The organism is Streptomyces sp. NPDC021749 (assembly GCF_040640655.1).
Classification (GTDB): Bacteria; Actinomycetota; Actinomycetes; order Streptomycetales; family Streptomycetaceae; genus Streptomyces.
Genome location: NZ_JBFACE010000013.1, coordinates 173915 through 200146 on the forward strand (window position 1 = coordinate 173915; position 26232 = coordinate 200146).

General features: G+C 72.0%; 27 protein-coding genes and 2 pseudogenes. 16 read left to right on the forward strand and 13 right to left on the reverse strand.

Annotation, left to right across the window (positions count from 1 at the left end; all coding sequences use genetic code 11):
• Positions 1 to 28: 28 nt before the first annotated feature.
• Positions 29 to 574 (forward strand): ferritin-like domain-containing protein, encoded by a 546-nt coding sequence (locus AB0G35_RS15905; RefSeq protein ID WP_360948889.1) that lies wholly within the window; start codon positions 29 to 31, stop codon positions 572 to 574.
• 194 nt (positions 575 to 768) lie between these two features.
• Here the strand turns inward: AB0G35_RS15905 and AB0G35_RS15910 are convergent, their stop codons facing one another.
• The gene (locus AB0G35_RS15910; RefSeq protein WP_360948891.1) at positions 769 to 1143 is read right to left on the reverse strand and encodes an ATP-binding protein; all 375 of its coding nucleotides are present in this window, start codon (positions 1141 to 1143) and stop codon (positions 769 to 771) included.
• A gap of 229 nt (positions 1144 to 1372) precedes the next feature.
• Here AB0G35_RS15910 and AB0G35_RS15915 point away from each other — a divergent pair, with 229 nt between their 5' ends.
• The 3 genes from AB0G35_RS15915 (at position 1373) to AB0G35_RS15925 (ending at position 3888) form a co-directional block, all read left to right on the forward strand.
• On the forward strand, positions 1373 to 1675 hold the full coding sequence (locus tag AB0G35_RS15915) for a hypothetical protein (RefSeq protein WP_360948893.1): 303 nt from the start codon (positions 1373 to 1375) through the stop codon (positions 1673 to 1675).
• Between the two features lie 175 nt (positions 1676 to 1850).
• The gene (locus AB0G35_RS15920; RefSeq protein ID WP_360948895.1) at positions 1851 to 2129 is read left to right on the forward strand and encodes a hypothetical protein; all 279 of its coding nucleotides are present in this window, start codon (positions 1851 to 1853) and stop codon (positions 2127 to 2129) included.
• Between the two features lie 382 nt (positions 2130 to 2511).
• Positions 2512 to 3888 carry a sugar transferase gene (locus AB0G35_RS15925; RefSeq protein WP_360948897.1) on the forward strand — a complete coding sequence of 459 codons (1377 nt, stop codon included), beginning with the start codon at positions 2512 to 2514 and terminating at the stop codon, positions 3886 to 3888.
• Positions 3889 to 3970: 82 nt separating this feature from the next.
• On the opposite strand, the gene AB0G35_RS15930 is transcribed toward AB0G35_RS15925, so the two are convergent.
• Positions 3971 to 4915, reverse strand: coding sequence for a GDP-L-fucose synthase (locus AB0G35_RS15930; RefSeq protein ID WP_360948899.1), 945 nt, complete (start codon positions 4913 to 4915; stop codon positions 3971 to 3973).
• An 81-nt stretch (positions 4916 to 4996) separates the two neighbouring features.
• Between AB0G35_RS15930 and gmd the strand changes: the two genes are divergently transcribed.
• From gmd to AB0G35_RS15945, 3 genes are read left to right on the forward strand one after another with little or no spacing between them, the layout of a single operon-like run.
• Positions 4997 to 6010: a GDP-mannose 4,6-dehydratase gene (gene gmd / locus AB0G35_RS15935; RefSeq protein ID WP_360948901.1), complete on the forward strand. Its 1014-nt coding sequence runs from the start codon at positions 4997 to 4999 to the stop codon at positions 6008 to 6010.
• The gene (locus AB0G35_RS15940; protein ID WP_360948903.1) at positions 6007 to 6543 is read left to right on the forward strand and encodes a DapH/DapD/GlmU-related protein; all 537 of its coding nucleotides are present in this window, start codon (positions 6007 to 6009) and stop codon (positions 6541 to 6543) included. The genes gmd and AB0G35_RS15940 overlap by 4 nt, the downstream gene beginning before the upstream one ends.
• Before the next feature lie 14 nt (positions 6544 to 6557).
• A complete protein-coding gene (locus tag AB0G35_RS15945; RefSeq protein WP_360948905.1) occupies positions 6558 to 7661 on the forward strand; it encodes a glycosyltransferase in 1104 nt (367 codons plus the stop codon).
• A gap of 53 nt (positions 7662 to 7714) precedes the next feature.
• Here the strand turns inward: AB0G35_RS15945 and AB0G35_RS15950 are convergent, their stop codons facing one another.
• Entirely contained in the window at positions 7715 to 8956 is a 1242-nt protein-coding gene (locus AB0G35_RS15950; protein ID WP_360948907.1) for a glycosyltransferase, read from the reverse strand.
• 152 nt (positions 8957 to 9108) lie between these two features.
• Here AB0G35_RS15950 and AB0G35_RS15955 point away from each other — a divergent pair, with 152 nt between their 5' ends.
• The 5 genes from AB0G35_RS15955 to AB0G35_RS15975 all read left to right on the forward strand — a co-directional run bounded on the left by AB0G35_RS15955 (position 9109) and on the right by AB0G35_RS15975 (position 15922).
• Entirely contained in the window at positions 9109 to 10599 is a 1491-nt protein-coding gene (locus AB0G35_RS15955) for a hypothetical protein (RefSeq protein WP_360948909.1), read from the forward strand.
• Positions 10596 to 12272, forward strand: a complete 1677-nt coding sequence (locus AB0G35_RS15960) for a lipopolysaccharide biosynthesis protein (RefSeq protein WP_360948911.1) — start codon at positions 10596 to 10598, stop codon at positions 12270 to 12272. The genes AB0G35_RS15955 and AB0G35_RS15960 overlap by 4 nt, the downstream gene beginning before the upstream one ends.
• A gap of 77 nt (positions 12273 to 12349) precedes the next feature.
• The gene (locus AB0G35_RS15965; RefSeq protein ID WP_360948913.1) at positions 12350 to 13840 is read left to right on the forward strand and encodes an oligosaccharide flippase family protein; all 1491 of its coding nucleotides are present in this window, start codon (positions 12350 to 12352) and stop codon (positions 13838 to 13840) included.
• Positions 13841 to 13932: 92 nt separating this feature from the next.
• Entirely contained in the window at positions 13933 to 15471 is a 1539-nt protein-coding gene (locus AB0G35_RS15970) for a fibronectin type III domain-containing protein (RefSeq protein WP_360948915.1), read from the forward strand.
• A gap of 22 nt (positions 15472 to 15493) precedes the next feature.
• Positions 15494 to 15922, forward strand: a complete 429-nt coding sequence (locus AB0G35_RS15975; RefSeq protein ID WP_360948917.1) for an adenylyltransferase/cytidyltransferase family protein — start codon at positions 15494 to 15496, stop codon at positions 15920 to 15922.
• Positions 15923 to 15997: 75 nt separating this feature from the next.
• Here the strand turns inward: AB0G35_RS15975 and AB0G35_RS15980 are convergent, their stop codons facing one another.
• Positions 15998 to 16726, reverse strand: a complete 729-nt coding sequence (locus tag AB0G35_RS15980) for a CDP-alcohol phosphatidyltransferase family protein (RefSeq protein WP_360948919.1) — start codon at positions 16724 to 16726, stop codon at positions 15998 to 16000.
• Between the two features lie 42 nt (positions 16727 to 16768).
• Between AB0G35_RS15980 and AB0G35_RS15985 the strand changes: the two genes are divergently transcribed.
• The 3 genes from AB0G35_RS15985 to AB0G35_RS15995 all read left to right on the forward strand — a co-directional run bounded on the left by AB0G35_RS15985 (position 16769) and on the right by AB0G35_RS15995 (position 19464).
• The gene (locus AB0G35_RS15985) at positions 16769 to 18061 is read left to right on the forward strand and encodes a glycosyl hydrolase family 28-related protein (protein WP_360948921.1); all 1293 of its coding nucleotides are present in this window, start codon (positions 16769 to 16771) and stop codon (positions 18059 to 18061) included.
• A gap of 59 nt (positions 18062 to 18120) precedes the next feature.
• Positions 18121 to 18705, forward strand: coding sequence for a GNAT family N-acetyltransferase (locus AB0G35_RS15990; RefSeq protein ID WP_360948923.1), 585 nt, complete (start codon positions 18121 to 18123; stop codon positions 18703 to 18705).
• A 309-nt stretch (positions 18706 to 19014) separates the two neighbouring features.
• On the forward strand, positions 19015 to 19464 hold the full coding sequence (locus AB0G35_RS15995) for an ATP-binding protein (protein WP_360948925.1): 450 nt from the start codon (positions 19015 to 19017) through the stop codon (positions 19462 to 19464).
• Between the two features lie 47 nt (positions 19465 to 19511).
• On the opposite strand, the gene AB0G35_RS16000 is transcribed toward AB0G35_RS15995, so the two are convergent.
• From AB0G35_RS16000 to AB0G35_RS16035, 8 genes and pseudogenes are all read right to left on the reverse strand, one after another.
• On the reverse strand, positions 19512 to 20765 hold the full coding sequence (locus AB0G35_RS16000; RefSeq protein WP_360948927.1) for a SpoIIE family protein phosphatase: 1254 nt from the start codon (positions 20763 to 20765) through the stop codon (positions 19512 to 19514).
• Positions 20762 to 21769 (reverse strand): SpoIIE family protein phosphatase, encoded by a 1008-nt coding sequence (locus tag AB0G35_RS16005; RefSeq protein ID WP_360948929.1) that lies wholly within the window; start codon positions 21767 to 21769, stop codon positions 20762 to 20764. The genes AB0G35_RS16000 and AB0G35_RS16005 overlap by 4 nt, the downstream gene beginning before the upstream one ends.
• Complete coding sequence (locus AB0G35_RS16010) at positions 21766 to 22197, reverse strand: ATP-binding protein (RefSeq protein WP_360948955.1); 432 nt, start codon at positions 22195 to 22197, stop codon at positions 21766 to 21768. The genes AB0G35_RS16005 and AB0G35_RS16010 overlap by 4 nt, the downstream gene beginning before the upstream one ends.
• 31 nt (positions 22198 to 22228) lie before the next feature.
• Positions 22229 to 22639 (reverse strand): STAS domain-containing protein, encoded by a 411-nt coding sequence (locus AB0G35_RS16015; RefSeq protein WP_360948931.1) that lies wholly within the window; start codon positions 22637 to 22639, stop codon positions 22229 to 22231.
• Positions 22636 to 23514, reverse strand: coding sequence for an STAS domain-containing protein (locus AB0G35_RS16020; RefSeq protein ID WP_360948933.1), 879 nt, complete (start codon positions 23512 to 23514; stop codon positions 22636 to 22638). The genes AB0G35_RS16015 and AB0G35_RS16020 overlap by 4 nt, the downstream gene beginning before the upstream one ends.
• Positions 23515 to 23663: 149 nt before the next feature.
• The gene (locus AB0G35_RS16025) at positions 23664 to 23891 is read right to left on the reverse strand and encodes a hypothetical protein (protein WP_360948957.1); all 228 of its coding nucleotides are present in this window, start codon (positions 23889 to 23891) and stop codon (positions 23664 to 23666) included.
• On the reverse strand, positions 23888 to 24739 hold the full coding sequence (locus tag AB0G35_RS16030; RefSeq protein WP_360948935.1) for a PLP-dependent aminotransferase family protein: 852 nt from the start codon (positions 24737 to 24739) through the stop codon (positions 23888 to 23890). Before AB0G35_RS16030 ends, AB0G35_RS16025 begins: the two co-directional genes overlap by 4 nt.
• Before the next feature lie 115 nt (positions 24740 to 24854).
• Positions 24855 to 25103 (reverse strand): annotated as a pseudogene (locus AB0G35_RS16035) (GntR family transcriptional regulator); the annotation flags it as partial.
• A gap of 46 nt (positions 25104 to 25149) precedes the next feature.
• Between AB0G35_RS16035 and AB0G35_RS16040 the strand changes: the two are divergent.
• A complete protein-coding gene (locus AB0G35_RS16040) occupies positions 25150 to 25800 on the forward strand; it encodes an MFS transporter (protein WP_360948937.1) in 651 nt (216 codons plus the stop codon).
• A 56-nt stretch (positions 25801 to 25856) separates the two neighbouring features.
• On the opposite strand, the pseudogene AB0G35_RS16045 reads toward AB0G35_RS16040, so the two are convergent.
• Positions 25857 to 26232, reverse strand: a pseudogene (locus AB0G35_RS16045) (hypothetical protein); the annotation flags it as partial.

The following is a 26232-nucleotide window of genomic DNA, read 5'->3' on the forward strand; positions in this document are numbered from 1 at the left end:
AGTAGACCAGCAGAAAGGGAGAAAAGTCATGGGTGATTTCCTTATCGACATCAAAACCATCCGCGAGCGGGCCCGCCAGGAAATCGAAAAGGGCCCGGTGACCGATGCGTACGGCGCCGATCTGGAGCGCGTACTTCAGGTGCTGAACGAGGCACTGGCCACCGAAATCGTGTGCACGCTGCGGTACAAGCGGCATTACTACACGGCTTCCGGGATCTATTCGGATCCGGTCGCCGCGGAGTTCCTGGAACATGCCACGCAGGAACAGGAGCACGCCGACAAGATTGCCCGGCGCATCGTGCAGCTCGGCGGGAAGCCCGATTTTCACCCGGACACGCTGACGAAGCGGGCGCACGCGGGTTATGACGCGAGCGCCGATCTGGTGGAGATGATCAAGGAGGACCTGGTGGCCGAACGGGTGGCCATCGCCGCGTACACCGAGATCGCCCAGTGGCTGGGCGACGGTGATCCGACCACCCGGCGCGTCTTCGAGGACCTGCTGGCACAGGAGGAGGAGCACGCGGACGATCTGCGCGGGCTGCTCGAACGGATCCCGCAGTCCGGGCGGGCCTGAGCCTGAGCCTGAGGGAGGTCCTGCGCCTGGGGGAGATCCTCCCCCTTCTCCGCATCCGCCCAACTCAGGCCAACTCAGCCCGACTCATGCCACTTCAGACTCATGCCACTTCAAGCGGAGCCGGCTTGAGTCGGATGAGATCAGGCCGGGTCTCACAAGGCCTCATAAGGCCCCACAAGCCAGGGCATGTCCCCTCATGTCAGGTCAAGTGTGACGCTGATGGCCTTGCCGCGGGCCGTGGGAACGATGGAGACGGTGGTCGCGAGTTGGCACACCATGGGCCAGCCGTAGCCGCCGATGTCCCCCGGCCCGTGGCGGGAGGCCGTCACGGGGTGGTGCGGGCTGGCGTCCTCGACGAGGAGCGCGAGGCGGTTGCCGGCGAGGTGCGCGGTGAAGGCGAGCAGCCCCGCTGTGTGGCGCTGGGCGTTGGTGACCAGCTCGGACGTGATCAGCAGGGCATCGGTGAACTTCATCGCCTCCACGGGGCCGGGATGGGCCTTCAAGAGGTCGCTGACGCGATCACGCGCCTGCGCAGCTGTGGCCGGTAGGTGGGACGCTGCCTGGGTCACCTTTCTCCCCTCCCTACGAACCGGGCCGATCTTCGGACACTCTTGCGTCTACCCGCGTCGTGCAGAATATGGCCGGCTTTCTGGCGACCCACCCACGCTACGGCGCCCGGGCCCCGGAGGACACCGGTTGTGATGCACCTCGCCGGACGGTGTCGGGGACCCGACCGGGACGGCTACGCTCCTTGCGCACACCTGTCGTCACCACCGCCGCACAAGGACGATCCCACCCGTGAAGAAGAGCGCGATAGCCGGCCTCTGCACGCTCGGCCTCCTCGTGGCCGCCGGAGCCTACGAAGGCATGGCCATCGCCAGCGACCCGCTGACCCTCGCCGAATTCAACGAGATCAAGGCAGGCAGCAAAGTGCAGACGCTGCTGCGCTACGCGAGTACCTGCCAGCAGGAGAACAAGACCGGCCGGGCCGACAACTACCCCGTGACATGGACGTGTTACGGCGCCGACGGCAGCAGCAACGCGGTGTTCTTCTATTCCGAGGGCGTGCTCTTCAGTAAGTCACAGACGGGGCTGCAGTAACACCTCACCCCCTCGGCACTCCGGTCGGATTATCCGCCTCTTTTGCCTTATGTCTGCATTCGGTAAAGCCCTCGGTGTTGACCCGGCACATGCCGTCCCGCGGGTGCATTCTCCTTGCTGCCCGGTCAGAGCCGGGCAGCTCGCAGCATGGCAATGCAGAAAGGCATGATCCTCAATGATTGACGGATTCAAGCGCGCCTTCGCACTGGGCGCCGCCACCGTTGCCCTCACCGGGGGCATGGCCCTCTCCTCGGTGGGTTCCGCCTCGGCCACGACGCCGCACCACGGCGACCACACGGCGTCCAGGCACGTCGACCGCGGCCACTGCCGCGTCGTCCACGGCCGCTGGGTCCGGGTCTGGCACCCGGCCCACCGGGACCGGTTCGGCCGCTTCTACCACGGCTACTGGACCCGGACCTGGCACCGGACGCACCTGGTGTGTCACCGGCACTGAGCATCTGACGCGATAGACACGTGAGCCCCGGGGCTGGATCACACCCCCGGGGCCTCTGCGTCTCTTGCTTCCGCAAGGGCCGGAAGTGGAGCATGCCTGCACGCGCTTGTAAACAACGAGGCACAAGAACACTCAAAATAGGTAAACCTCAGCAGTCGGGCGCACCGTGCTCTAGCGTTCACCTCCGACACGGAGGCGGTCGAGTACCGGGGGGTCCGACCGCACGGGACGTGAGGGGACGACCAAGTGGGGGGCCATGGGGTTGTTCGAAGCTGCCGGATCACGGGTGATCGCGTCATCCGCCGGGACAGCCAAGCTGGAGCGCACGCCGGAAGGGCGCGAGGAAGGCAGGCACCGATCCACCGAACAGCGGCTCTTACAGATGGCGTTGGCCACCGATCTTCTCGGCGCGCTGGTGCCGGTGGGGGCCGTCTGTGCCGCGACCCGGCAACCGCATCCGCTGTTCCTCGCGGTGCTCGCCGGCGCCGCCTGGCTGGCCGTAGGAGCGGCAAAGAATCGTTACTCCAGGGATGAGTTGGGCGGCAGCGGTGCGGTGCTGCCGCTGGTCCGGGACTGGCTGACGGTCCTGGGCGTGCTGGCCGTCACCTGTGTCGCGGCGCGGCTCGACGTCTCCACCGAGATCTGTGTGCTCGCCCTGGTGCCAGGGCTGGCGCTGGCCGTGCTGCGCCGCAAGCTCGTGCACCGCTATCTGCAGCGGGTGCGCCGCCGCGCCCAGGCGCTGCGCCGGGTGCTCCTCGTCGGGGAACCGGGCGCCGTCGATCTGGTGCTGGAGGAGCTGGCGCACCGCACGGACCACGAGTACGTGGTCGTCGGTGGCTGCCTGGTCGGCGAGGAGGACACGGACTCGGCGCTGCCGGTGCCGGCCCGGCTCACCTTCGACGGGGACGGGCCGGACGGCGCGCAGGACGGCGAGACCGTACTGCGCTGTGCCGCCGAACTCAACGCCGATCTGGTCTTCGTGGCGCCCGGCCGCCGGATGTCCGCCGCGCGGGTGCGTCGGCTGGCCTGGGCGTTGCACGACGAGGGACGGGATCTGGCCATACTTCCGGGGCTGATCGATGTTTCCCGGCACCGGGTCCGGCTGACGAAGGCCGGGGGCCTGACGGTGATGCACATAGACCCGGCGGCGCGGCGGGGGCTGCCGGTACTGCTGAAGCAGACCACGGACCGGTTGGGCGCGCTGCTGTTGCTGGTGCTGCTCGCGCCGCTGTTCGCCGTGGTGGCGGCGGCGATCCGGCTCACCTCGGCCGGCCCGGTCTTCTACTGGCAGATCCGGGTCGGCCGCGATCTGCGACCGTTCCGGATGTGGAAGTTCCGCACGATGGTGGCGACCGCAGACCGGATGCGTGCCGCGCTGGAGTCGGCGAACGAGCACGACGGAGCGATGTTCAAGATCCGGCGGGACCCCCGGGTGACCCGGGTCGGCCGGGTGCTGCGCCGGCTCTCGCTGGACGAACTGCCCCAGCTCTTCAACGTCCTGGCCGGCCATATGTCGCTGGTGGGTCCGCGCCCGCCGCTGCCCGAGGAGGTCGAGCGGTACGACGGGACGGAGCTGCGCCGGCTGTCCGTCAAGCCGGGGCTGACCGGCCTGTGGCAGGTCAGCGGGAGATCCGACCTCTCCTGGGACGAGACCGTCCGGCTGGACCTGAGTTACGTGGACAACTGGTCCTACGGCCGGGACATCGGCGTGCTGGCGCGTACGGTCCGCGCGGTGCTGGACGGCCGCGGTGCGTACTGAGCGCTCCGGCCGGCCCGGGTGTGCGGCCGGTGCGGGCGCTCGCAGGAGCGCCGGCCGGTCGCACACCCGGGGTCCGGCATGCTCACACCGCGGCCGGCTGCGCCCGCCAGGCCGCGTAGGTCTGGGCGATGCCGTCGGCGAGCGGGATGGACGGCGACCATCCCAGGGCGCGCATCGTGCTGATGTCGAGGAGCTTGCGCGGGGTGCCGTCGGGGCGGGAGGGGTCGAAGGAGATCTCTCCCTGGTAGCCCACGACGGAGGCGACGCAGGAGGCGAGTTCGGCGATGGTGAGGTCCTCGCCGCAGCCGACGTTGACCGGGTCCTCGCCGTCGTGGCGGCGCAACAGCAGCTCGCAGGCCGCGGCCAGGTCGTCGACGTGCAGGAACTCGCGCCGGGGAGTGCCGGTGCCCCAGAGGGTGACCTCGGGCAGGGCCTGCTCCTTCGCCTCGTGGAAGCGGCGGATCAGTGCGGGCAGGACGTGCGAGGTCTCCAGGTCGAAGTTGTCGCCGGGACCGTAGAGGTTGGTCGGCATGGCGGAGATGAAGGAGGCGCCGTACTGCCGGCGGTAGGAGCGGATCTGGACCAGGCCGGCGATCTTGGCTATCGCGTACGCCTCGTTGGTGGGCTCCAGCGGCCCGCTGAGCAGGGCGTCCTCGGTGATGGGCTGGGGTGCGTGCTTGGGGTAGATACAGCTCGACCCGAGGAACAGCAGCCGGCCCACGCCGGCCTGGTGGGCGCCTGCGATGACGCTGAGCTGGATGCTCAGGTTGTCCTCCAGGAACTGCACCGGCCGGGTGCTGTTGGCCATGATTCCACCGACCTTGGCGGCCGCCAGAACGACGGCGTCGGGCCGGGAGGTGCGCAGCCAGTCCGCGGTGGCGGCGGCGTCGCGCAGATCGAGTTCGGTGCGGGGGCGGGTCAGTACGTCGTAGCCCCGGGCGGACAGTCGCCGGACCACGGCGGAGCCGACCAGGCCCCGGTGGCCGGCGACGAAGACCCGGGCGGGCGGGGGCAGCAAGTCATCCATGGCCCGGATTGTGGCAGTGGATCCCATACGCCCACCGGCCATTTCAGGAAATAACCACAACGTTTCTCGTGGGGGGAAGCCATGCCCAAGACTGCCGTGATCACCGGTATCACCGGCCAGGACGGGTCGTATCTCGCGGAATTGCTGTTGAGCAAGGGCTATGAGGTGCACGGCCTGATGAGACGCTCGTCGAGCTTCAACACCGAGCGCATAGACCACATCTACCAGGACCCGCACACCCCGGGGCGCCGGCTGCTGCTGCACCACGTCGACCTGTCCGACGGAGTGTCGCTGGTGAACCTGCTGCGCGACGTCCAGCCGGACGAGGTCTACAACCTCGGCGCGCAGTCCCATGTCCGGGTCTCCTTCGACGCCCCGCTGTACACCGGCGACGTCACCGGCCTGGGCGCGCTGCGGCTGCTGGAGGCCATCCGCGCCAGCGGCGTCCGGACCCGGCTGTACCAGGCGTCGTCGTCGGAGATGTTCGGCGCCACCCCGCCGCCGCAGAACGAGTCGACGCCCTTCCACCCCCGCAGCCCCTATGGCTGCGCCAAGGTCATGGCCTACTGGTCGACGGTCAACTACCGTGAGGCGTACGGACTGTTCGGGGTCAACGGCATCCTTTTCAACCACGAGAGCCCCCGGCGCGGCGAGACCTTCGTCACCCGGAAGATCACCCGCGCGGTGGCCCGGATCCGGGCGGGTCTGCAACAGCACCTCTATCTCGGCAATCTCGACGCGGTCCGCGACTGGGGCTACGCACCCGAGTACGTGGAGGCCATGTGGCTGATGCTCCAGCGGGACGAGCCCGACGACTACGTGGTGGCGACCGGGGTGCCCGCGACCGTACGGGACTTCCTGCACGCCGCGTTCGACTGCGTGGGGCTGGACTGGGAGCGCAGCGTCCGCTTCGACCCGAAATACGAGCGCCCCAGCGAGGTGGACGCGCTGATCGGTGATGCGTCCAAGGCGAAGCGGCTGCTGGACTGGGCGCCGAAGGTGCAGTACGACGAACTGGCGCGGATCATGGTCGAGTCCGACATACGCCAGCTGGAGGACGAACTCTCCGGCCACCGGGTGCGGGTGGACCGATGACCGCTCCCGCCACCGCCCGCCGGCTGCGCGGCTTCACCGGCGCCGGCTACGACAAGGGCCGCGGACTGCTGACCCAGGCCGCCTGGTTCGCCGTGCTCAACCTGTTCTTCGTCAAGTGGTGGTTCCCGCCGCGGCTGCGCCCCGCGGTGCTGCGGGCGTTCGGCGCGCGGATCGGTGACCGGGTGCTGATCCGGCACCGGGTGCGGGTGCAGTGGCCGTGGAAGCTCACCATCGGCGACGACGTCTGGGTGGGCGAGGACGCCTGGCTGATCACTCTGGAGCCGATCACGATCGGCCATGACGTCTGTGTGTCCCAGGGCGCCGTGCTCTGTACCGGAAGCCATCAACGGCGCTCCCCCACCTTCGAGTTCGACAACGGGCCGATCCGTCTGGAGCCCGGCGCGTGGGTGGCCGCCCGGGCCATGGTGCTGCGCGGGGTGACCGTCGGTGCGGGCGCGGTGGTCGGTGCCGGCGCGGTCGCCCACCGGGACGTGCCCGCGGGGTCCGTGCACACCACCGGGGGTGCCCGGTGAGGATCAGTCATGTCGTGACCCTGGTGAGCGACGACGGGGCGTACGGCGGGCCGGTGAGCGTGGCCACCGGGCAGCTCGCCGAACTGGCCGCGCGCGGCCACGAGGTCGAGCTGATCGCGCTGTGGCGCGGCCGGGGCGGCCCGCCGCGCACCGTGGACGGGGTGCCGCTGCGGGCCCGCACCGCGCGCACGCTCGTCCCGGGGCAGGGGTTCCTCGGGCTGTTCCACCCCGGGCTGCTGCCGCTGCTGTGGCGCGCCGCGGGCCGGTCCGCCGCCCTGCATCTGCACGCCGGCCGCGATCTGGTGTCGCTGGCCGCGCTCGCCGTCGCCGTACTGCGCCGCCGGCCGTTCGTGGTGCAGACGCACGGCATGGTGCAGCCGCGGTCGTCGGCGGTCGCCCGGCTCTTCGACCGGGTCTATGTGCCGCTGCTGCGCCGGGCGGCCGCGGCGCTGGTGCTCACGGACGAGGAGGAGGCCGGGCTGCGGCGGGTGCTGGGGCCGCGCGGGCCGCGGCTGGTCAGGCTGCACAACGGGGTGCGGTCCGGGGCGACCGAGGCGACGGTGCGGGTGCCGGCCGAGGTGCTGTTCCTGGCCCGGCTGCAGGCCCGTAAACGGCCCGAGGTGTTCGTGCGGATGGCGGCGCTGGTGCACCGCAAGCATCCCGAGGTGACGTTCCCGGTGTACGGCGCGGACGAGGGACGGCTCGACGCGGTCCGGCGGCTGATCGCCGAGGAGGGGCTCGGCGAGGTGGTGACGTACGGCGGGGCGCTGGACCACGGGGCCGCGGTGCGGCGGACCGCGGCCGCCACGGTGTACGTGCTGCCGAGCGTCGAGGAACCCTTCCCGATGAGCGTGCTGGAGGCCCTGGCGGTCGGCACGCCGGTGGTCTGCACGGACCGCTGCGGCATCGCGGGCACGCTCCGGCGCCGCGGGGCGGCCCTGGTGACCGACGGTTCACCGGAGCAGCTGGCCGATGCGGTGCTCCGGCTGCTGGAGGACGAGGCGCTGCGCGAGCGGGTGGTGCGGGCCGGACTGGCGGCGCTGGACGAGGAGTTCTCGCTCGCGGCGGTGGCCGACCGGCTGGAGGAGCACTACCGGTGCCTTACGGGAGGCGGATGAGCCGGGTGGCGGCGGGGCCCCGGCCCCGCCGCCCGTACCTCATGGACCCGCGCCTAACGGCCGTCGGTGGCCAGCCGCAGCAGGGCGGTGATCCGCGCCAGTCCGGCCCGGCTGCTGAGCTGTTCCTCGACGTACCGGGGGCCGCGGGCGCCCAGCCGGGTGGCCCGTGCGGGGTCGTCGGCGAGCGCGCGGACCTCGGCCAGCAGCGCCGTGGGGTCCTCCGGTGCGATGACGGTGCCGGCGCCCGAGCGGAGGACCTCCTGGGCGGTGCCGCCCTCGGCCGCCACCGAGGCGATCACCGGCCGGCCGGTCATGAAGTACGAGGTCAGCTTGGACGGCAGGCTCATGTCGAGCACGGAGGCCTTCTGTGTCACGGCGAGCACATCGGCGGCCGCGAGCACCTCGGGGAACTCCTCGGCGTCGGCCGGCGGGAGGAAGGACAGCGCCCGGACGCCGGCGCCCAGCCGTTGCAGGGCGGCGCGCTGGTTGCCGTCGCCCATGAGCACGATCCGTACCGGGGCGCTTTCGCTGTCGGCGAGCCGGGCCGTCTCGACCAGGACCTCCAGCCCCTGTTTGAGGCCCATGTTGCCGGCGTGCAGCAGCACGGTCTCGTCGGCCGCCCAGCCCAGCCGCTCCCGGGTCCGCTCCCGGTCGCCGCGCGGGCCCGTGACGTGCGTCCAGTTGGGCACCACGTGGATCCGCTCGCGGGGCACGCCCATCGCGGTGACCCGCGCGACGAACGACTCGTGCACCACCCCGACCACGGCGGCGCCGCGCAGGATGCGGGCCTCCACGGCTCCGGCCAGGGCCGCGGCCCGGCCCCCGCCCTGGATGCCGCTCTGCTCGGCGGCGGCGCCCATCAGGTCCTGGACGACCACGACGTGCGGCACCCCGGCCCGCCGGGCCAGCCGGCCGCCCAGCACTCCCCCGGCCAGGGTGGGCATCTGGGTGAGCACCACATCGGGCCGGACGGGCGGTGGCGCCAGCACGCCGTGCGCCAGGATGCTCGCCTCGAACAGCGCCCGGCGGGCGGCGGTCTGCCGGGCCGGGACGGTGTGCCGCCGGCGGTGCACGGTCACCCCGCCGCGGTGCTCCCGCATCCGCCAGCGGCCCCGGTAGCCCTCCGCCACCCGCCAGGACGGGTAGTGCGGCAGGCCGGCGAGGACGTGGGTGTCGGCCCCGGACGCCGCGAGGTGCTCGGCCACTTGTGTCGAGTACGGCCCTATGCCGGTGTGCTCGGGTGCGTAGTTGGTCGAGACGACCAGCACGCGCCGGCCGTCGAACGAATCTTCCACGAATGCCCCCCTCAGGCTGTGCGGGTCATCGTAGAAGCGGTCATGGCGTACTGGACTGTGAATTGGGTTGCGATTGTGTCCCGAAGCCGCCCTTGTCAGCCGATGTCGCTTAGATTGTGCCCCGCTGCAGGGGAGTTGGGGGAGGTGGGCCCGTGAGGGCGGGGCGTCGGACGGCCGGCGGGCCCGGGCGTGCGGTGGCCGCGCTGGGCTGCTGGGCGTTGCTGCTGATGGTGTTGCTGCCGCTGCTGGTGCTGCGGTCGCTGGACGCCCGGTTCGGGGCCGCGCTCGCCGTCCAGTGCATCGTCGTGGTGCACACCGGTGCGGCGCTGGCGCGGGTGCTGACGGACGTCCGGGCCCGGCTGATCGCGTTCGGCTTCTGGCTGTTCTCGTACGTGTGGCTGGGGCTCGCGCCGCTGGCGATGCTCGCCACGGACGCATATCCGCGCGGGTTCGTGGTCGATGCGCACGCCGCGTTCGTCTCCACCGCGCTGGTGGAGACGGGACTTGTGGCGTACAGCGCCGGGTCGGCGGTGGCGGCGTGGCGGGCCGGCCGGAGTTCCGCGGTCCTGGAACCGGTGCTCGCGCGGCGGCTGGCGCCCGGCCGGGTGCTGCTGCTGTGCGGGGCGGCGCTGCTGCTGGCGGTGGTGCTGATCCCGCAGCAGGGCGGGCTGTCGGCGTTCTTCCTCAGCCGGCAGGCGGCCAACGAGGCGGCGGCGCTCGCCGAGCCGGCGGGGTCGGCGGACCGGGCGATGGCGGCCTGGCTGCTGTCGGTGCCGGCGTTCTGGGCGCTGGTGGCGCTGGTGCACGTGCCGCGGTTCCGGGCCGGCGACCGGATTCTGCGCGGGCTGCGCTGGCTGCTGCTGCCGCTGCTGGCCGCGGTCAACGTGATCGTCAACAATCCCATCAGCCAGCCGCGGTTCTGGGCCGGGACGGTGCTGCTTGCGCTGGTCTTCGGCGCGTCGTGGCTGCGCGGGCCGCGGGCGTTCCGGGTCGGTGCGGCGGCGGTGGCGGCCGTGGTGCTGGTGGTGTTCCCGTACAGCGACTACTTCCGTTACGACAAGCGGGAGCCGGTCCGGATCGTCTCGCTCGCCGAGCAGTTCACGTCCAACGGGGACTACGACGCGTTCCAGCAGATCGAGACGGGTGTGGACTACGTCCGTACCCATGGCTTCACGCCGACGGCCGCGCTCGGGCCGCCGCTGTTCTTCGTGCCGCGCGCCGTCTGGCCCGGCAAGCCGGACGACGCGGGCATCCTGCTCGCCCGGCACGCGGGGTACTCCTTCGAGAACCTCTCCGCGCCGCTGTGGATCGAGTCGTACATGTGGGCCGGATTCCCCTCGGTCGTCGCGGTCTTCGGGCTGATCGGCGCGGTGGGGCGGCGGATCGACGAGCTGCGGCACCGGCTGCGGCGCCACCGGGGCACGCTCGCGGCGCTGCTGGTCCCGGCGTTCGGCTTCTACCAGCTGGTGCTGCTGCGCGGCAGCCTCATGGCGATCGTCGGACCGCTCGCGCTGCTGGTGTGCATCCCGCTGCTGATCACCCGCAAACCGGGGCGCCCGTCCCCGCCCGCGGCCGCGCCGGAGCCGGTGGCTCCGGCGGGCCGCACCGCACCGTCGCTATGCACAGGAGGAACACGTACGTGAGCGTCTTCGACGAGCCCGCGGAGGAGCCGGACCAGATCCGTGACCAGTTGCGCCAGCTCTTCCGGTACCGGGCGTTCATCCTGCTCGGCCTGATACTGGGCCTGCTCGGCGGCGGTGCGGTGTTCGTGCTCGCCGGGCCGACCTATACGGCGACGGGCGAGGTGGTGGTGCATGCGATCAGCACCGCGCCCTTCGAGGCCGGCGGGATCTCGGCGGACAAGCAGATCAGCATGGGCACCGAGCGGCAGATCGCGCAGAGCGCCTCCGTGGCGGCCGGTGCGGCCAAGGCCCTGGGGGAACGCACGGACCCGGCCGTTCTGCAGCGCGATCTGCGGGTGAGCAATCCGCCCGAGACCCAGACCCTGCTGTTCGAGTACAGCGCGGATTCGGCGGACCGGGCGTCCTCGCTGGTCAATGCGTTCGTGCAGGCATACCTGACATACCGTCAGGATGCGGCGGCGCAGCGGATCAAGACCACGGTCGGCAAGCTCGGGGACGAACTGAAGCCGCTCATGGCGCAGCGCAAGGTGCTGGACCGGCGGATCGCGGACGCGAGCGGCGGTGCGGGGCGGGCCGCCGACGAGTCCGAGCGCAGGGACCTGGTGTCGCAGATCGCGGATCTGCAGGGGCGGATCTCCAGTCTGAAGTCGCTGGACACAACTCCCGGCGACATCGTGCGCAAGGGCGATCCGCCGGCCTTCCCGTCCAGCCCCGGGCTTGCGGTGCTGCTGCTCGCCGGTGCGGTGGCCGGGCTGGTGCTGGGGATCCTGGCGGCGTGGGTCCGTTCGGTGCTGGAACCGCGGGTCCGGTCGGTGGCGGACGTGCAGGACAATCTGCGGGCTCCGGTACTGGGCATCCTGCCGCGGCGGCGGGGCGGTGAGCAGGTGCTGGAGGTGGGCCGGTCCGGCCACGGCAACCGGGCGGAGGCCTATCGCACCATCGCCTTCCGTCTCATGCACGACCTGCGGTTCTCCGGTACGGGCAGTCTGCTGATCGTTTCCCCGCGGGAGAACGCGGAGGCGGTGTCGGTCGCGGTGAACCTGGCCGGCGCGTTCGCCGAGATCGGCAACGACATCCTGCTGGTGGAGGCGGATCTGCGGACGCCGCGACTCGCCCAGCGGCTGCCGCTGCGGCCCGGCCACGGCCGGCCGGTGCCGGGGAGCTGGGCGGAGGGCGAACGGCTCGCGGTGGAGGCGGGGGTGGACGGCCGGTTCGAGCTGCTGCCCGGACGTGAAGTACCCAACCCCGCCCGGGTGTTGTCCTCGCCCCAGTTCGCGCGGTTGCTCAACGCGCCGTCGGGCCCCGACGAGCGGGTCGTGGTGGTGACCGGACCGCTGCTCTCGCACGCGGACGGGCTGGCCGTCGCGAAGCAGGGCGCCGGAGTGGTGGTGGTCTGTGACCTCAACGAGGTGCGCCGGGACGATCTGGACCGGGTGTGGGAGCTCATCACGGGCGCGGGTGGGCACATACTGGGCGCCGTGCTGGACAAGGGACGCCGCGGCCCGTCGCTGCGCCGGCTGACGGACGGCGGCCCGACCCGCGGCAAGCGGGGCCGGAACCACCCGCGGACGACCGTGGTGGCACCGTCCGTCCGGACCGGCCCGCCGGCGCCGCGCACCGGCCCGGTGGGGTCGGACGGTGCGTCCGCCGATGCCCGTCCGCTGCACGGGTGACCGACGTCCGCCCGGCGGGCCCGGGCCGGGGGTCGAGGACGAACGCTGTACCAGGAGCGGCAGTTCCGGGGGCGGGTGTGCGGACGACGGCGCGCGGGAGTCTGTTCGCGCTGGCCGGTTCGGCGGCGAACGCGGTGTTCGGGTTCCTGCTCGTGGCCGTCGTCACGCAGGGGCTCGGGGCCCGCGGGGCCGGGGCGGTCTTCACCGCGGTCGCGGCCTTCACGATCCTGAGCAACGCCCTGAAGCTGGGGGCCGACACCGCCCTGGTCCGCTTCGTCTCCCGGGACCTGGAGCTGACCGGTGGGGCCGGGGTGCCGGGGCTGCTGCGGACCGCGGTACTGCCGGCGGTGGTGGTGAGCGGGGCCGGGGCGGCGGCGCTGCTGTGCTCCCCCGGGCTCGCCGGGCGGTTGCTGCCCGAACTGGACCCGGGGCAGGCCGACTCCCTGTTACAGCTGTGTGCGGTGTTCCTGCCGGTGACGACGGTGGCGCTGGTGCTGCTCGGTGCGACCCGGGGGTACGGGTCGGTGGTGCCGTTCGTGGGCGTGGAGCAGATCGGCAAACCGGTGCTGCGGGTGGTCCTGGCGGTACCGCTGGTGCTGTGGGCGCCGAGCGTGACCGGGGTCTGGGCGGCCTGGCTGCTGCCCGGGGTGCTGGGCGCGGTGGCGGCCGGGATCTCGCTGCGGCGGTCCCTGCGTACGCATCCGGGTACCGGCGGGCCGCCGCCGCGGGCCCGGGAGTTCTGGGCGTTCGCGGGGCCGCGTGCGGTGTCGTCGCTGTTCGACATCGCCGCGGTGTGGATCGGGGTGATCCTGCTGTCGGTGCTGGGCACGAGCGCGCAGGCCGGCATCTACACGGCGATCGGGCGGCTGATCACCGCCGGGACGCTGTTGCAGCTGGCGGTCCGGCTGGCGGTGGCGCCGCAGATCAGCCGGCTGCTGGCGGGCGGTGACCCGGGCGGGGCGCAGCGGCTGCACCGGCTGTCGACGCGGTGGATCGCGCTGTTCTCCTGGCCGGTGTTCGTGCTGCTCGCGGCCTTTCCGCGCACCGTGCTGTCGGTGTTCGGGGCCGGCTTCGCGGACGGCGCGCCGGGGCTGGTGGCGCTGGCGGTGGCCGCCATGGTCAACGTCGGGGTCGGCAATGCCCAGACCGCGCTGCTGATGGCCGGGCGGAGCGTCGGGAACCTGGCGGTGGCGGGATCCGCGTTCGTGGTGCAGGTGGGCAGCGGGGTGTGGTTGGTGCCGCGGTACGGGGTGCTGGGCGCTGCGGTGTCCTGGGGGCTGGCGATCGTCGTGGACAACGTGGCCTCGGCGCTGCTGGTCCGCCGTCGGCTGGGGTTCCGCACCGTGGACCGGGGCTATCTCCTGGCGGCACTGACCGGCCTCGGGGCGGTGTCGTGCGGGGCGTTCGGCATGCGGGCGCTCTGGGGTGACGGCGTGATCGGTGCGCTTTTCGCAATGGTTTTGGCAATCGGGGCGTTCGGCGCGCTGGTCTGGCGCTATCGTTTGCCGCTGGGGGTAGGGGAGTTCTTCGGCGCGCTGCGCAAGCGCGGTTCGGAAAACTCACGGTGAACGCTTGTCGCAATTCCACACGGAAATCAACTCGTTCGCGCGTCCTGTCCCGACAACATTTCTTGCTCGCGCCATGCTTCCAGGGGGGACCTGTGCGCCAACGAAGCAGACCCGTCCATCTTTTCCTCGCGGCCGCGGTGCTCGGCACCGCCTCGACGGCGCTCGCCGCCGGCCCCGCCCAGGCCAACGGAGAGGCCACGCTGACCGCCGATCCGCTGAGCACCTGGCAGACCGACGGCATCGTGTGGTCCCTGGCGTACGCCAAGGGCATCGTCTACGTGGGCGGCCGGTTCGATCACATCCGGCCGCCCGGTGCGGCCCCGGGCAGCGGTGAGCTGGCCCGGAAGAACTTCGCGGCCTTCGACGCCAAAACCGGCCAACCGCTCGCGTGCGCCCCGGCGTTCAGCGGCGGGGAGAACACGATTCGGGCCATGAAGGCCTCGCCCGACGGTTCGCTGATCTACATCGGCGGCTCGTTCGGCAAGGCCGGCCCGGTCGGACGCTCCAACACGGCCGCGCTCAACACCGCCGACTGCACGATCGGCGCGGACTGGAAGCCCACGGTCAGCTCGACCGTACGCGCCATCGACGTCACCGACGACGCGGTGTACATCGGCGGCCAGTTCAGCACCGTCCAGGGGCAGACCCGTGAGCGGGTCGCCGCACTGCGTCCGACGGGTGCGCTGCTGCCGTTCAAGGCGACCATCCGGGGCTCCTCGATCCCGAACGACCCGACACCCGGGGTGAACGCGATCACGGTCGCCCCGAAGCTCAACAAGGTCATCATCGGCGGCCGGTTCACCTCGGTGAACGGCAGTCTGCTGAGCGTGCACGCGCTGGCCGGGCTCGATGCGACCACCGGCAAGGTCGTCAACACCTTCACCGGCTGGATCCCCAACAGGTCGGCGGTCAAGACGCTCGTCAACGACGGCACCAACTTCTACCTGGGCGCCGAGGGCACCGGCGGCGGTGTCTTCGACGGGCGGATCGCCGGCCGGCTGTCGGACGGCGGCCAGATCTGGAAGGACACCTGTCTGGGCGCCACCCAGGCCGTGCTGCCGTACAACGGTGTCCTCTACAGCGGCTCGCACGCGCACAACTGCTCCGACACCCCGGGCGGGTTCCCGGACATCGGCAACCGTCAGCACTTCCTCGCCCAGTCGATCGCGGACAAGACGATCCTGCCGTGGTTCCCGGACACCAACGACGGGATCGGCGAGCAGATCGGCCCGCGGGCGCTGACCATGGCGGACGGGATCCTGTGGGCCGGCGGCGAGTTCACCACCGTCAACGACGCACCGCAGCAGGGCCTGACCCGGTTCGCGGCGGCGCCGGACACCGGTGCGCCCCAGGTGCCGCTGATGAGCGGGTCGAGCCCGGCGCGCGGGAAGATCACGCTGACCTGGAAGGCCTCCTGGGACCGGGACAACGGCGTGCTGACGTACAAGCTCTACCGGGACGGGGTCCATCTGACCTCGCTCACCAAGGACTCGCGCTACTGGAACCGGCCGGACATGAGCTTCACGGACACCGTGGAGCCCGGTTCGGCGCACCGTTACTCGCTGGAGGTCACCGACGGCACCAACGTCTCGGGCCGCAACGGCCCGGTCAACGTCACCGCCAAGAACTGACCGTTCGCCGAGTGGGGAGCACATGACACACCGCGTGGGGTACGCACCCGGGGTCTACGACTTGTTCCACATAGGGCATCTGAACATTCTCCGGCATGCGAAGAGCCAGTGCGACTATCTCGTGGCCGGGGTCGTCTCGGACGAAATGGCCGAACAGGCCAAGGGTACGGCCCCGGTCATTCCGCTCACCGAGCGGCTGGAGATCGTGCGCAGTGTCCGGTTCGTGGACGCGGCATTCGTGGAAACGGTGCCGGACAAATTGGTGACCTGGCAGCAGGTCCGCTTCGACGTCCTCTTCAAGGGCGACGACTGGCGCGGAACGAGCAAGGGCGACAAGCTCGAACGGGATTTCGCGGCGGTCGGTGTCGAGGTGGTCTATTTCCCCTACACCGTGCACACGTCGAGCACGCTGCTGCGCAAGGCGCTCGACGGGCTGGCGAATTCGGCGTGAGGGAGACCGACCGAAGTGCGGTGGGGCATTCCCCGGAGTCCTTCCGGGAATGCCCCACCGCGTCGTCCCGGCCCGTCAGCGGACGGGCCCGGACAGTTCCCGGTACCACTTCACCAGGAAGGCCACCATGAAGAGGAGATGAGCGACGAGCAGCGCGCAGTAGACCGCGACGAACAGGTCACGGCTGCCGAAGAGCAGGAACGCCGCGCAGAAGACGCCGTAGTCGACGGGAAGCAGGGCCACCGCGCGCAGGGTGGACACCGGTGCCGCGGCCGGCCGGTCCGCGCCGTTCCGCAACCGCTCTGCGCGCTTGAGCTGGTCGGTGAGGATTCCGCCGAAAAAGACCATCACCGCGGCGAATTGGAAGGCCACCGGCAGCAGCAGCAACACCGGGTCGGAGAATCCGAAGTGACGGTAGAAGGCGATGAGTACGGCCATGTGGACGGCGAGCATTTTCGCGCAGTCGACCACATGGTCCAGCCACTCCCCCGCGGCGCTGCCGGTCCCGGTCAGCCGCGCGAGCTGGCCGTCGGCAGAATCCAGCGCAAAACCCAGCACCAGTGCCGCGACGATGCCGAGCGCCGCGGCGGGCGAGGGCGGGAGCGCCGCGATCATCGCCACTCCGGCAAAGGTCACGGCGGCGCTGATGAGCGTGACCTGATTGGGCGTGAGTTTCAGGTGATAGCCCGCCGCGGCCAGTATCCGGCCGGCCGGCCGGTTCACATGGCGCGAATACAGGGACACCCCCTTCGCGGACTTCTGGGCCGCCGACAGTTCCCTGAGCGCATATCCGAACTGACTCATGTCCCCCCACTTGAAGAAATGGACCCCCCGGAGGAGCACATCATGGCAGGCAGGACCTCTCCGTCAAACGGTGGCGTCGGCCGCCGGACGGTTCTGGCGGGTACGGCCGCCGCGCTGGCGGCCGCCCTGGCCGGCTGCGACTCCGCGCCCTCGGGGGAACCGTCCGACGACGCACCGCAGGGGCCGCTGGTCTCGGGCAGCAAGCCGAAGGGAAAGGACGTCATCGACGTGGTGGCGGACTGCGGCGCCAAGGGGGACGGCCGGACCGACGACAGCCGGGCGTTCGCCCGTGCCTACGCGTATGCGGCCGGCCGGGTCTGGGACCACATCGGCCGTACCGTGATCGACATTCCGGCCGGGACGTACCTCATCAGGGCGCCGCACGCGCTGCTCAACGCCCCGCCCGGCAAGCTCAAGGCGAACGGCCTGCGGTTCCGCGGGGCCGGGAAGCGGATGACGCAGCTGGTCTTCGCGCCGTCCCGGTCCGAGGACGCCTATCTGTGCCGCAACGAGGACAGCTGGGCGAACGTGAAGTTCGAGGACATCGCCTTCCGCTCCGGCACGCCCGGTGCCTCGTTCTTCTATTCGTTCTCGACCGGCCAGGCCCAGGACTACCGCTTCTCCGACTGCGAGTGGACCGGGGAGTGGACCTACGGGCTCGCCCTCGACGGCACCAACACCAACTCCGAGATGCGCTGGGAGGCATGCCGGGTGGGCGGCGCCTACCGCAAGGCGTTCCTCTACTCGGGACTGTCGCAGAAGTCGCCGGACCGGTCGCAGCAGGACCAGTTCCTCAACTACTGGTTCACCGACATGAAGGTCGAGTACTCCTGGGGGAACTTCCTGGAGTTCCCCTACGGGGGCTCGGTCACCTGCCGCGGCGGCTCGTACATCATCACCGGCCGTCGCCCCGGCAACTCCCCCGACTACGGGCGGACCAGCACCTTCTTCCGCTTCCCGCGCGGCCCGCACCACGACTCCGTCCAGCGCTTCCACGCCGAGGACATCCGCTTCGAGGTGCGCAGCCCGGACACCGTCGTGATCGACTGCGCCTGGGACAGCGGCACGGTGCACTTCAACGACTGCGACGACACCGCACACGCCTTCAAGCCGTTCGCGGAGACCACCCGCCCGCACCGCTACCGCATCGGCCCCCGGGGCCCGTTGGTGCGCTACGACTCGTGCCAGCTGTCCGGGCAGCATTTCTACGTGGAGGACGGCGACGGCGGCCCCAAGGCCCGCTACGACATGTGCCTGCTGCGCAACCACAGCACCCAGGACTTCATCAAGGGCGCGGGCGGGCGGGTGTCGTTCGTCGACTGCCTGGGGGCCTGAGCGGCCCGCCGCGCCGAAACGCGCTTCCGGTGCGGAGTGCGGACCGGCACGATCACCGCATGCAGATCCTCTCCTTCCCGGAAGCGGACACCCCCGCCTCGCTGCGTGCGCAGGTCCTGTACCTCCAGCACCAGGCATGGCCGCCGGCCGAACCCTCCCCCGGCCCGGGCACCGCGCTGACCCATGATCCGGCGCTGCACCCCCGCTCGATGCTGCTCGTCGACGACGGCGGCACCGTGGTGGCGGCGCTGGACGTGCTGTCCAAGCCGCTGGTGCACGCGGGCCGGCGCTACCGCGCGGCCGGGCTGAGCACCGTCGTGACCCGGCCCACCGCGCGCGGCAGGGGACACGGCCGACGGCTGGTGGCCGCCGCCCGTACCGCCATGGCCGAGTCCGGCCTGGATCTGGGCGTGTTCACCTGCGACCGGCCGCTGGAGCCCTTCTACCGGAGCGCGGGCTGGCAGCTGCTGCCCGGCACCCACCTCATCGGCGGCACTCCGCAGTGCCCCCTGCCCAGCGACAGCCCGCCCTTCGACAAGGTCACCATGGCCGACTTCTTCTCCGCCGGGGCGCGGCAGCATCGTGCCGCGTTCCGGCAGGCCCGTCTCGCGCTGTATCCCGGCACGATCGACAAACTCTGGTGAGGTGGCAGCCCGCAAGGTGCGCAAGGCGGTTGGTTCCGGTGTCCGTGGAATCCGACGATCCGTCACCAACGGGCGGATTAACGCAGGGTGACCAGGGTAGGAAGGATCTGCACTCGAAGAGGCTGACGGAAGAGCAGGTCAGGGCCGTCGCCTTGGCCTTCGCTGCGACGGACGCAGGAGAGGAGTGACTCTCCGTGTACGGCACACGGGATGGCGGCGGTCGATGGCCGGCGGACCGGAGGCGTGCGCGGAGGACGATGTGGCGGCCCGGGGGCCCGTCTCAAGGACGACACGAACGAGGTGATCCTGTTGAGCAGCACCACGGCCCGGCACCACGGCATGACGCCGTCGGCTCCCCTGCCGTCGGCGCAGGTGACGACGATGGCCAGGCGCCCCAGGGCGGCCGCCACCGCGCGCGACATCACCCGCAGGTTCCTGGCGGGCCTGCGGCCGCCGGTGGACGACGGCGCCGCCGACGCGGTGGTGCTCGTGGTCTGCGAGCTCGTCACCAACTCCCTACGGCACGCGACCGGTTCCTCGTTCTCGCTGCGGCTGGCCGTCTGCGGCGATGCGCTCGCGGTGGGCGTGACCGATGCGTCCTGCGAGCCGCCTGTGGGGCGGGTGCCCGATGTCGACGGTGACACCGGGGGTTTCGGCTGGCCGATGGTCCAGCGACTCGCGATCGCCACGTCGGTGTGCCTGACGGACCAGGGCAAGACGGTGCACGCGCTGATGCCGTGCCGCCGCCGGGACCGGTGAGCGCCGGGGCGTCTCCCCTACCCCGGCTGCGCGGTCGGGCGTTTGCCCTACCCCGGCTGCGGGGTCCGGCGGAGGGTCAGGGCGAGGGTGTCGTCGGAGTGCAGGATGACCGCGTGCATGTCCTCCGCGAGGGCACCGGGGATCTCCCTTATCGGGCGGTTCCGGTGCCGTAAGACGCTCTCGATCAGCCGTTGTTCGCCCTCCAGCGGGTTCCGGCGGCTCTCGGTGAGGCCGTCGGTGTAGAGCACGAGCAGGTCCTGCTCGTCCAGCCGGGTGTGCAGCAGCCGTTCGCTGCCGGGCAGCGGGAAGCCCACGCCGCGGCCTCGTACCTCCAGGAATTCCGCGGTCCCGTCGGCGCGGACCACCAGCGCCGGCGGGTGGCTGCCGTTGGCCAGGTGCAGTTCGCCGGTGGCGGGGTGGAGCCGGGCGAGCAGGACCGTGGCCATCAGGTCGGGGTCGAAGGGGGTGAAGATCTCGTGGGTCCGCGCCACGATCGATTCCAGCGGGTGGCCTTCGAGTGCCAGGGTGCGGACCGCGTGGGTGACGTTGAGCGCGCTGCGGGTGCTGCGCACGCCGTGGCCGAGGGCGTCGACGATGGTGATGTGCACGGTGCCGTCCGGCAGCAGGAACCAGTCGTAGAGGTCGCCGCCGGTGGGGGCGTCGGTGCCGGCCGGTGCGTAGTGGACGGCGAGTTCCAGGCCGTCGAGGGTGAGCGGTGGCGGCCGCAGGGCGTCCTCAAGTTCGCGCAGGGTCTGGCCGTGGGCCTTGCGGAGCCGCTCGTCGCGCTCTTCGAGCTGGACGTAGAGGGCCAGCACCCCCGTGTTGGTCTCCTCCAGTTCCTCGGTCAGCCGGCGTTTCTCGGCCACCAGGGCGTCCACCCGGGCCAGGGCGGCCCGCAGTTCCTCCTCCAGCGCGGCGGTCTCGGTCGTTCCGGTGTCCGCGGCGCCGGGCGGGCGGTGCGGTTCCTGGCCGCCGCCGGGCTCGGTGAGCGGGACGCGCCAGGTCAGTGACCCGTCGGGGCCGGTGCGGGCCGGCAGCGGGGAGTGCCCGGTGCGCGGCGGGCGGGTGGTGCCCGGGGTGCGGAGGGTGAGGACGAGCGCGGGTGCGGCGCGCCGGCCGCGGCCGTTCTCGCGGGTGACCTCCAGGGTCACCGCCTGGCCGGCGTCGAGCGCGGCACCGGCCGACTCGCTCACGGCGAGCACCAGACGGGCCCGGGTCTCGACGGGCAGCGCGCTGGATTCCGCCAGCCCGCGGACGGCCTGCTGGAGCGCCGGGAGGGTGTGCAGTACGCGTGGGGTCACAAGGGTCTCTGGTAGCGGTCGGCGGCAAGGACGGTCGCGTCGTCCCTGGTGCGGCGGTGGCCGTGGGCCAGGGCGGTGACGAGCAGGGGCGGCGGCAGGCGCAGCAGGAACGGCGGCGGGGTGCGGGTCCAGCGGTGGTCGAGGCCGTCGGTGTGGAGCACGGCCGTGGCACCGTCCTCCATGGGCAGCTCGCGCGGGTGGGCGCGGGGGAGGTTCAGGCCGGCCACGCCGGGCTGCCCGGTGAGCTGGTGGTGGATGCCGTCCGGGGTGACCACCAGGGCGCGGACGTTGCCGACCCCGCAGTACTCGGCGCGGTCCGGGTGCAGCCGCAGCAGTCCGGCGGCGGCGCCGCGGGTGTGGCGCAGGGCGCGGTGGAGGGTGTGCAGGATGTCGGGCAGCGGGGCGTGCGGGTCGCGTCGGAAGGTGCGCACCGCGAGCTGTGCGGCCTCGGCGGCCTGCGGGCCGTGGCCCAGGCCGTCGACGACGAGTGCGGTGCGGGCGTCCGGTCCGTCGGCGACGGCGCAGGCGTCACCGCTGAGCTGTTCGCCGGCGGCCGGGAGGCAGACCGCCCCGAGTCCGTGCAGGTCGGTGGCGAGGCGTGCGGACGGGGTGAGCCGGGCGCAGGCGAACGTCCCGTCGGAGGCGGCGCTGCGGATCGTGAAGGTGGTGGCGATCCGGCCGACCGCGCCCAGGCCCGCGCCGAGGCTGTCGGTGGTGGTGTAGCCGTCGGTCAGGCACCGCCCGAGCTCGGGCATGCCCGGTCCGCGGTCGGCGGCGAGGATCTCCACGCCGTCGCCGAGCGGGGTCCGCTGCACGTACAGGGCACCGTTCACCGCGTGTTTGGCGAGGTTGCTGCCCAGCTCGGAGGCGAGGACGGCGGCCTGGTCGGGCAGGGGTGCGGGCAGCCCGCCGTTCCGGGCCAGCGCGCGGGCGGTCTCCGCGGCGAGGTGGACGGCGCTGTAGTGGTCGATGGGGACGCACGCCGTGGGCGGCGGGGCGGTCATCGTACGGCCCACCGCGTGGCCGTCACGGTCGTCCCGCCGCCCACTTCGGTGCGGATGTCGAACTCGTCCATCAACCGCCGGGCGCCGCCGAGGCCGTGACCGAGGCCGGAGCCGGTGGTGTAGCCGTCGGCGAGCGCGGTGGGGACGTCGTCGATGCCGGGGCCGTCGTCGGTGACGGTGAGCCGCAGGCCGACCGCGTCCCGGCGGGTCGGGTAGTCGATGGTGAGGGTTCCTCCGCCGCCGTGGACGTAGGCGTTGCGGGCGAGTTCGCTGGCGGCGGTGACGACCCTGGTCTGGTCGACGATGCTGAAGCCGGCCCGGCGGGTGGCCGCCCGCACGGCATGACGGACCGTCAGCAGGTCCTGCTCGCTGCGCACGGCGTACGTGGCGGACCGGGCGACGGCCTCGCCGTTGGCCGCGCGGCGCACCTCGTCACCGAGCACGGTCGCGCCCCTGGGCTCACCGGTGCCGGTCACGGCGTGCCTCCCCTGGTGGCTCCGGGCTCTGGTGCCAGCCGAGGGCCGCCATGCCCTGTTCCGCGTTGAGCGCGGTTTCCACCCCGGTCAGTTGCAGGCCCAGTTCGGCGAGCGTGATGGCCACCGGCGGGCGCATGCCGGCCACGATCACCCGGGCGCCCAACAGGCGTGCGGTGGTGGTGAGTTCCATCAGGGTGCGGGCGACGAAGGAGTCGATGATCTCCAGCCGGGAGATGTCGATCAGCGCTCCGCGGGCCCCTTCGGCGGCGATCCGCTCGGTGAGCTCGCTGGTGAAGCGTACGGCGGCCTCGTCGTCGAGCTCGTTGAGGAGCCCGGTGACCAGGACGTCCCCCAGGCGCAGGATCGGCACTCCGGCGACGGGCGGGCTGCTCATCGTTCCGTCCCGGGTGCGGTCAGGGCCGGCGCGGCGTCGGTGAGCTGGATCGCGGCGGCCAGTGCGTCGGCGAGGGTGGCGCGGGTGAGGATGGTGGACAGGTCGATGCCGAGCTGGGCGATGGTCTGGGCGATCGGCGGCCGGATGCCGCTGATCACGCAGTCGGAGCCCATCAGCCGTACCGCGTTGACGGTCTGCATCAGGTGCTGGGCCACGGCCGTGTCCACCGTGGGCACGCCGGTGATGTCGATGATCGCGACCAGCGCCTCGTGCTCCTGGATGGCTTCCAGGAGGTTCTCCATCACGACCTGGGTGCGGGCGGTGTCCAGGGTGCCGATCAGGGGGACGGCGAGCACCTGGCGCCACAACCGCACCACGGGCGTGGAGACTTCGAGCAGTTGCCGGCTCTGTCTGCGGATGATCTCCTCGCGGCCGTCGACGTAGGTCTCGAAGGACATCGCGCCGGCGGTGTCCAGCAAGCGGTTCACGAGCAGGGACGCGGCGAACAGCTCGTCGCCGTCCCGGTTCTGTCGCTGTACGGCCTCCAGCAGCGCCTCCTTCAGCGCCATCACCGCCAGTGCGGTGATGGTGGGGCTCACGCCGTTGCGGGCCCGGCGCAGCGAGAGGTCGTAGACCGCCTGCCGCAGCGCCTGGTGACCGGTGAAGACCCGCTCCACCGGGAGGTCGCCCTCCAGTCCGTCGAGCAGGGCGCCGAGCAGGGCGTCGGCCTCCTCGCGCAGTGCGCTCTCTCCGACCCCGTCCGCCGAGGCCGCCCGAGCCAGCTGCAACTGTACCCAGCGGTCGGCGATGTCGTCGGCCTCCGTGCGCAGCGCCGCCGCGATGCGCTCCCGTGCTGCTGCCTCGGTGGTACGCAATCCTCAGTCCCTTCTCACGACTTACCGGGACGACACCGCCCCGGTCCGGTCCGCGCGAGCCGGCCCCCGAACCCCGCTCGCGATCTTCGCCGCCCGGCAATGCTACCGATGCGGTCACGTATCAGACTGCCCCGTTCCAGGCGGTCTGATCAGGAAGAGTGCGGGTCGGCCGTCGGCGGGGCAGGAAGTCCTCCTGCTCGAAGCCCTCGGTCCTGGCCGCTCAGCAGCTCCCCGATCGCGGCGATCCCGGCCGTGATCGCCCGCTCGCCGAGGTCGCCGAAGCCCAGGACGAGTTGGGCGGGCGCGGTGGCGCCGGTCGAGCGGCAGGCGCTCATGCCGTGCAGGCCGACGGACCTGGTGCGGGCGGCGGCTGTCACGGCCCTTTCATCGGTGCCGGGTGGTGGGCGACCGCGTGGAAGCCGGCCGCCAGGCCGGTCACCTTGACACCGGGGGCATGGGCGGCCAGTGCCGCCACCAGCACGTCCCGGCGGGCCGCGTAGACCGTTCGCATCCGGCGCAGTTGCCGGTCGTACCGGCCGGACTCGATCAGCTTCGCCAGGGCCAGCTGGTCGAGAGTGGGGGAGCCGCGGTCGGCCAGGCGCTTGAACTCGGTGACGGGTGCGGCCAGGGCGGGCGGGCAGAGCAGCCAGCCGAGGCGCAGCGCCGGGGCGAGGGACTTGCTGACGCTGCCGATGGCCAGCACGCGGTCGGCGGCGAGTCCCTGCAACGACCCGACCGGCTCCCGGTCGTAGCGGAATTCCGCGTCGTAGTCGTCCTCGATGACGAAGCCGTTCCGGCGCTCCGCCCAGTCGAGCAGGGCCAGTCGCCGCTCGGGGGCGAGGACCACTCCGGTCGGCCACTGGTGGGCGGGCGTGACGACGACGGCCCGGGCGTCGGTGGCGGCCAGTGCCGCGACGTCGATGCCCCGCTCGTCCACCGGTACGGGCACCGCCGACAGTCCGGCCGACGCCGCGGCGGCGGTGAAGGTGGCCGGCGAGCCGGGGTCCTCGTGGGCGACGGTACGGATCCCGGCCCGGGCCAGGGCGCGCAGGGCCAGGTCGAGGCCCTGGGCGTAGCCGGAGCAGACCACGAGGCGTTCGGGGGTGGCCGCGCCGGCCCGTACCCGGCGCAGGTAGGCCGCGAGGACCTCGCGGAGGACGGTGCTGCCGCGCGGGTCCCCGTAGTCGAGGTCGGCGGTGGGCAGGGTGCGGCCGGCCTCGCGCATCGCCCACAGCCACTCGCCGAGGGGGAAGGACCGGAGGTCGGGGACCCCCCAACGGAAGTCGGCCAGCAGGCACGGGGGTTCGGGGAGGGGCGGTGGGGGCGGCGACGGTGGTGGCGGAGCCGACCCGGGTCACGAGGTAGCCCTCGGCCTGGAGCTGGGCGTAGCAGTCCTGCACCAGACCGCGGGACAGCCCGGCCTCGCGGGCGAGTTGACGGGAGGAGGGCAGCCGTTCCCCGACCTGGAGCCGGCCGGTGCGGATGGCGTCCCGTAGTTGGCGTTCCACCTGGGAGCACAGCGGTTCGCCGCTGTTCCGGTCGACGGCTATCAGGAGATCGGGCGAGAGACCGGACCACTGTGGCGACACGGAATTGGAGCTTACCCGCGGTCCACCGGAAATTTAGCGTCGCCTCATGACCACCTCGATGGACCCCCGTTGCCCCAAGCCCCCGGCCGGTGCGCGGCCGCGGCTGGTGACCCGCGCGCTGCTGCTGCGCTTCGTGAGCATGATCGGTGCCTCCACGAGCTTCTTCCTGCTGTTGCCGGTCGTCCCGCGGTACGCCGAGGCGTCCGGTGGGGGCGGCGGGGCGCCGGGCGTGGCCACCGGGGCGCTGATGCTGGCCACCGTCGTGGGCGAGGTGGCCACTCCCCGCCTCGTGGGCCGCTTCGGGTACCGGGTGGTGCTGGGCGGCGGACTGTTCCTCCTCGGGGCGCCCGCGCTGGTGCTGCCGGTGTCGGGGGGAATGGCGGGGATCGTCGTCATCTGCTTCCTCCGCGGGCTGGGGTTCGCGGCGGCCGTCGTCGCGGGCGGTGCGCTGACCGCCTCGCTCATACCGGCCGCGCGCCGCGGGGAGGGGCTGGAGCTGGTCGGCGTCGTCTCGGCGGTGCCGTCGCTGTGCGGTCTGCCGCTGGGCGTGTGGCTCGTGGCGCAGGTGGGGTACGGCCCGGTCGCGGTGGCCGCCGGGCTGGTCGCGCTGGTGTCGGTCGCCGCGGTTCCCGGGCTGCCCGACCGGGAGACCACTTCATCGCCGCGGACCACGGCCCGCGCAGCCGTGCGGAGGTGATGGGGATGACCGGGAAGTGGCTGCTGCGGTAGCCGGCGCCCGGACGGCGGCCGGTTTCAGACCCGTGCGGGAAGCCGCCGGCTCCGCGCCGCCCGGTATTCGCGGGCGAGGACGCCGAGCGCGGCGACGAGCGGCGGCCGGGTGCCACCGCCGAGCAGGGCCGCGCCCTTCCGTTCCACCGTGCCCGCCCGGAGTTCCTGCAGGGTGAGCAGCGCGCGGACGAGCGGCCGGCCGGCCGCCGCCACCCGCTCGACCAGGTCGTACGAGGCCGTCAACGCCGCGCGTACCAGCGCCAGTTGCTCCGGCAGCAGGGCAGCGAAGGCACTAGATGAATGAGTCCAAGGGATGGCCTGCGGATATAGGACGAGGGCGTCCAATGTCAGTGTGTGAAGACAGACCTGGACACCCTCGCGACAGCACTCTATGCCCGGA

Excerpts from the sequence above, each read along its gene's own strand:
- gmd (WP_360948901.1), top strand. The coding sequence starts at position 4,997 with ATGCCCAAGACTGCCGTGATCACCGGTATCACCGGCCAGGACGGGTCG.
- AB0G35_RS15980 (WP_360948919.1), bottom strand. The coding sequence starts at position 16,726 with ATGAGTCAGTTCGGATATGCGCTCAGGGAACTGTCGGCGGCCCAGAAG.
- AB0G35_RS16040 (WP_360948937.1), top strand. The coding sequence starts at position 25,150 with ATGACCACCTCGATGGACCCCCGTTGCCCCAAGCCCCCGGCCGGTGCG.
- AB0G35_RS15930 (WP_360948899.1), bottom strand. The coding sequence starts at position 4,915 with ATGGATGACTTGCTGCCCCCGCCCGCCCGGGTCTTCGTCGCCGGCCAC.
- AB0G35_RS15940 (WP_360948903.1), top strand. The coding sequence starts at position 6,007 with ATGACCGCTCCCGCCACCGCCCGCCGGCTGCGCGGCTTCACCGGCGCC.
- AB0G35_RS15920 (WP_360948895.1), top strand. The coding sequence starts at position 1,851 with ATGATTGACGGATTCAAGCGCGCCTTCGCACTGGGCGCCGCCACCGTT.
- AB0G35_RS16030 (WP_360948935.1), bottom strand. The coding sequence starts at position 24,739 with ATGCGCGAGGCCGGCCGCACCCTGCCCACCGCCGACCTCGACTACGGG.
- AB0G35_RS16005 (WP_360948929.1), bottom strand. The coding sequence starts at position 21,769 with ATGACCGCCCCGCCGCCCACGGCGTGCGTCCCCATCGACCACTACAGC.
- AB0G35_RS15905 (WP_360948889.1), top strand. The coding sequence starts at position 29 with ATGGGTGATTTCCTTATCGACATCAAAACCATCCGCGAGCGGGCCCGC.
- AB0G35_RS15925 (WP_360948897.1), top strand. The coding sequence starts at position 2,512 with ATGGCGTTGGCCACCGATCTTCTCGGCGCGCTGGTGCCGGTGGGGGCC.
- AB0G35_RS16015 (WP_360948931.1), bottom strand. The coding sequence starts at position 22,639 with ATGAGCAGCCCGCCCGTCGCCGGAGTGCCGATCCTGCGCCTGGGGGAC.
- AB0G35_RS15990 (WP_360948923.1), top strand. The coding sequence starts at position 18,121 with ATGCAGATCCTCTCCTTCCCGGAAGCGGACACCCCCGCCTCGCTGCGT.
- AB0G35_RS15985 (WP_360948921.1), top strand. The coding sequence starts at position 16,769 with ATGGCAGGCAGGACCTCTCCGTCAAACGGTGGCGTCGGCCGCCGGACG.
- AB0G35_RS15975 (WP_360948917.1), top strand. The coding sequence starts at position 15,494 with ATGACACACCGCGTGGGGTACGCACCCGGGGTCTACGACTTGTTCCAC.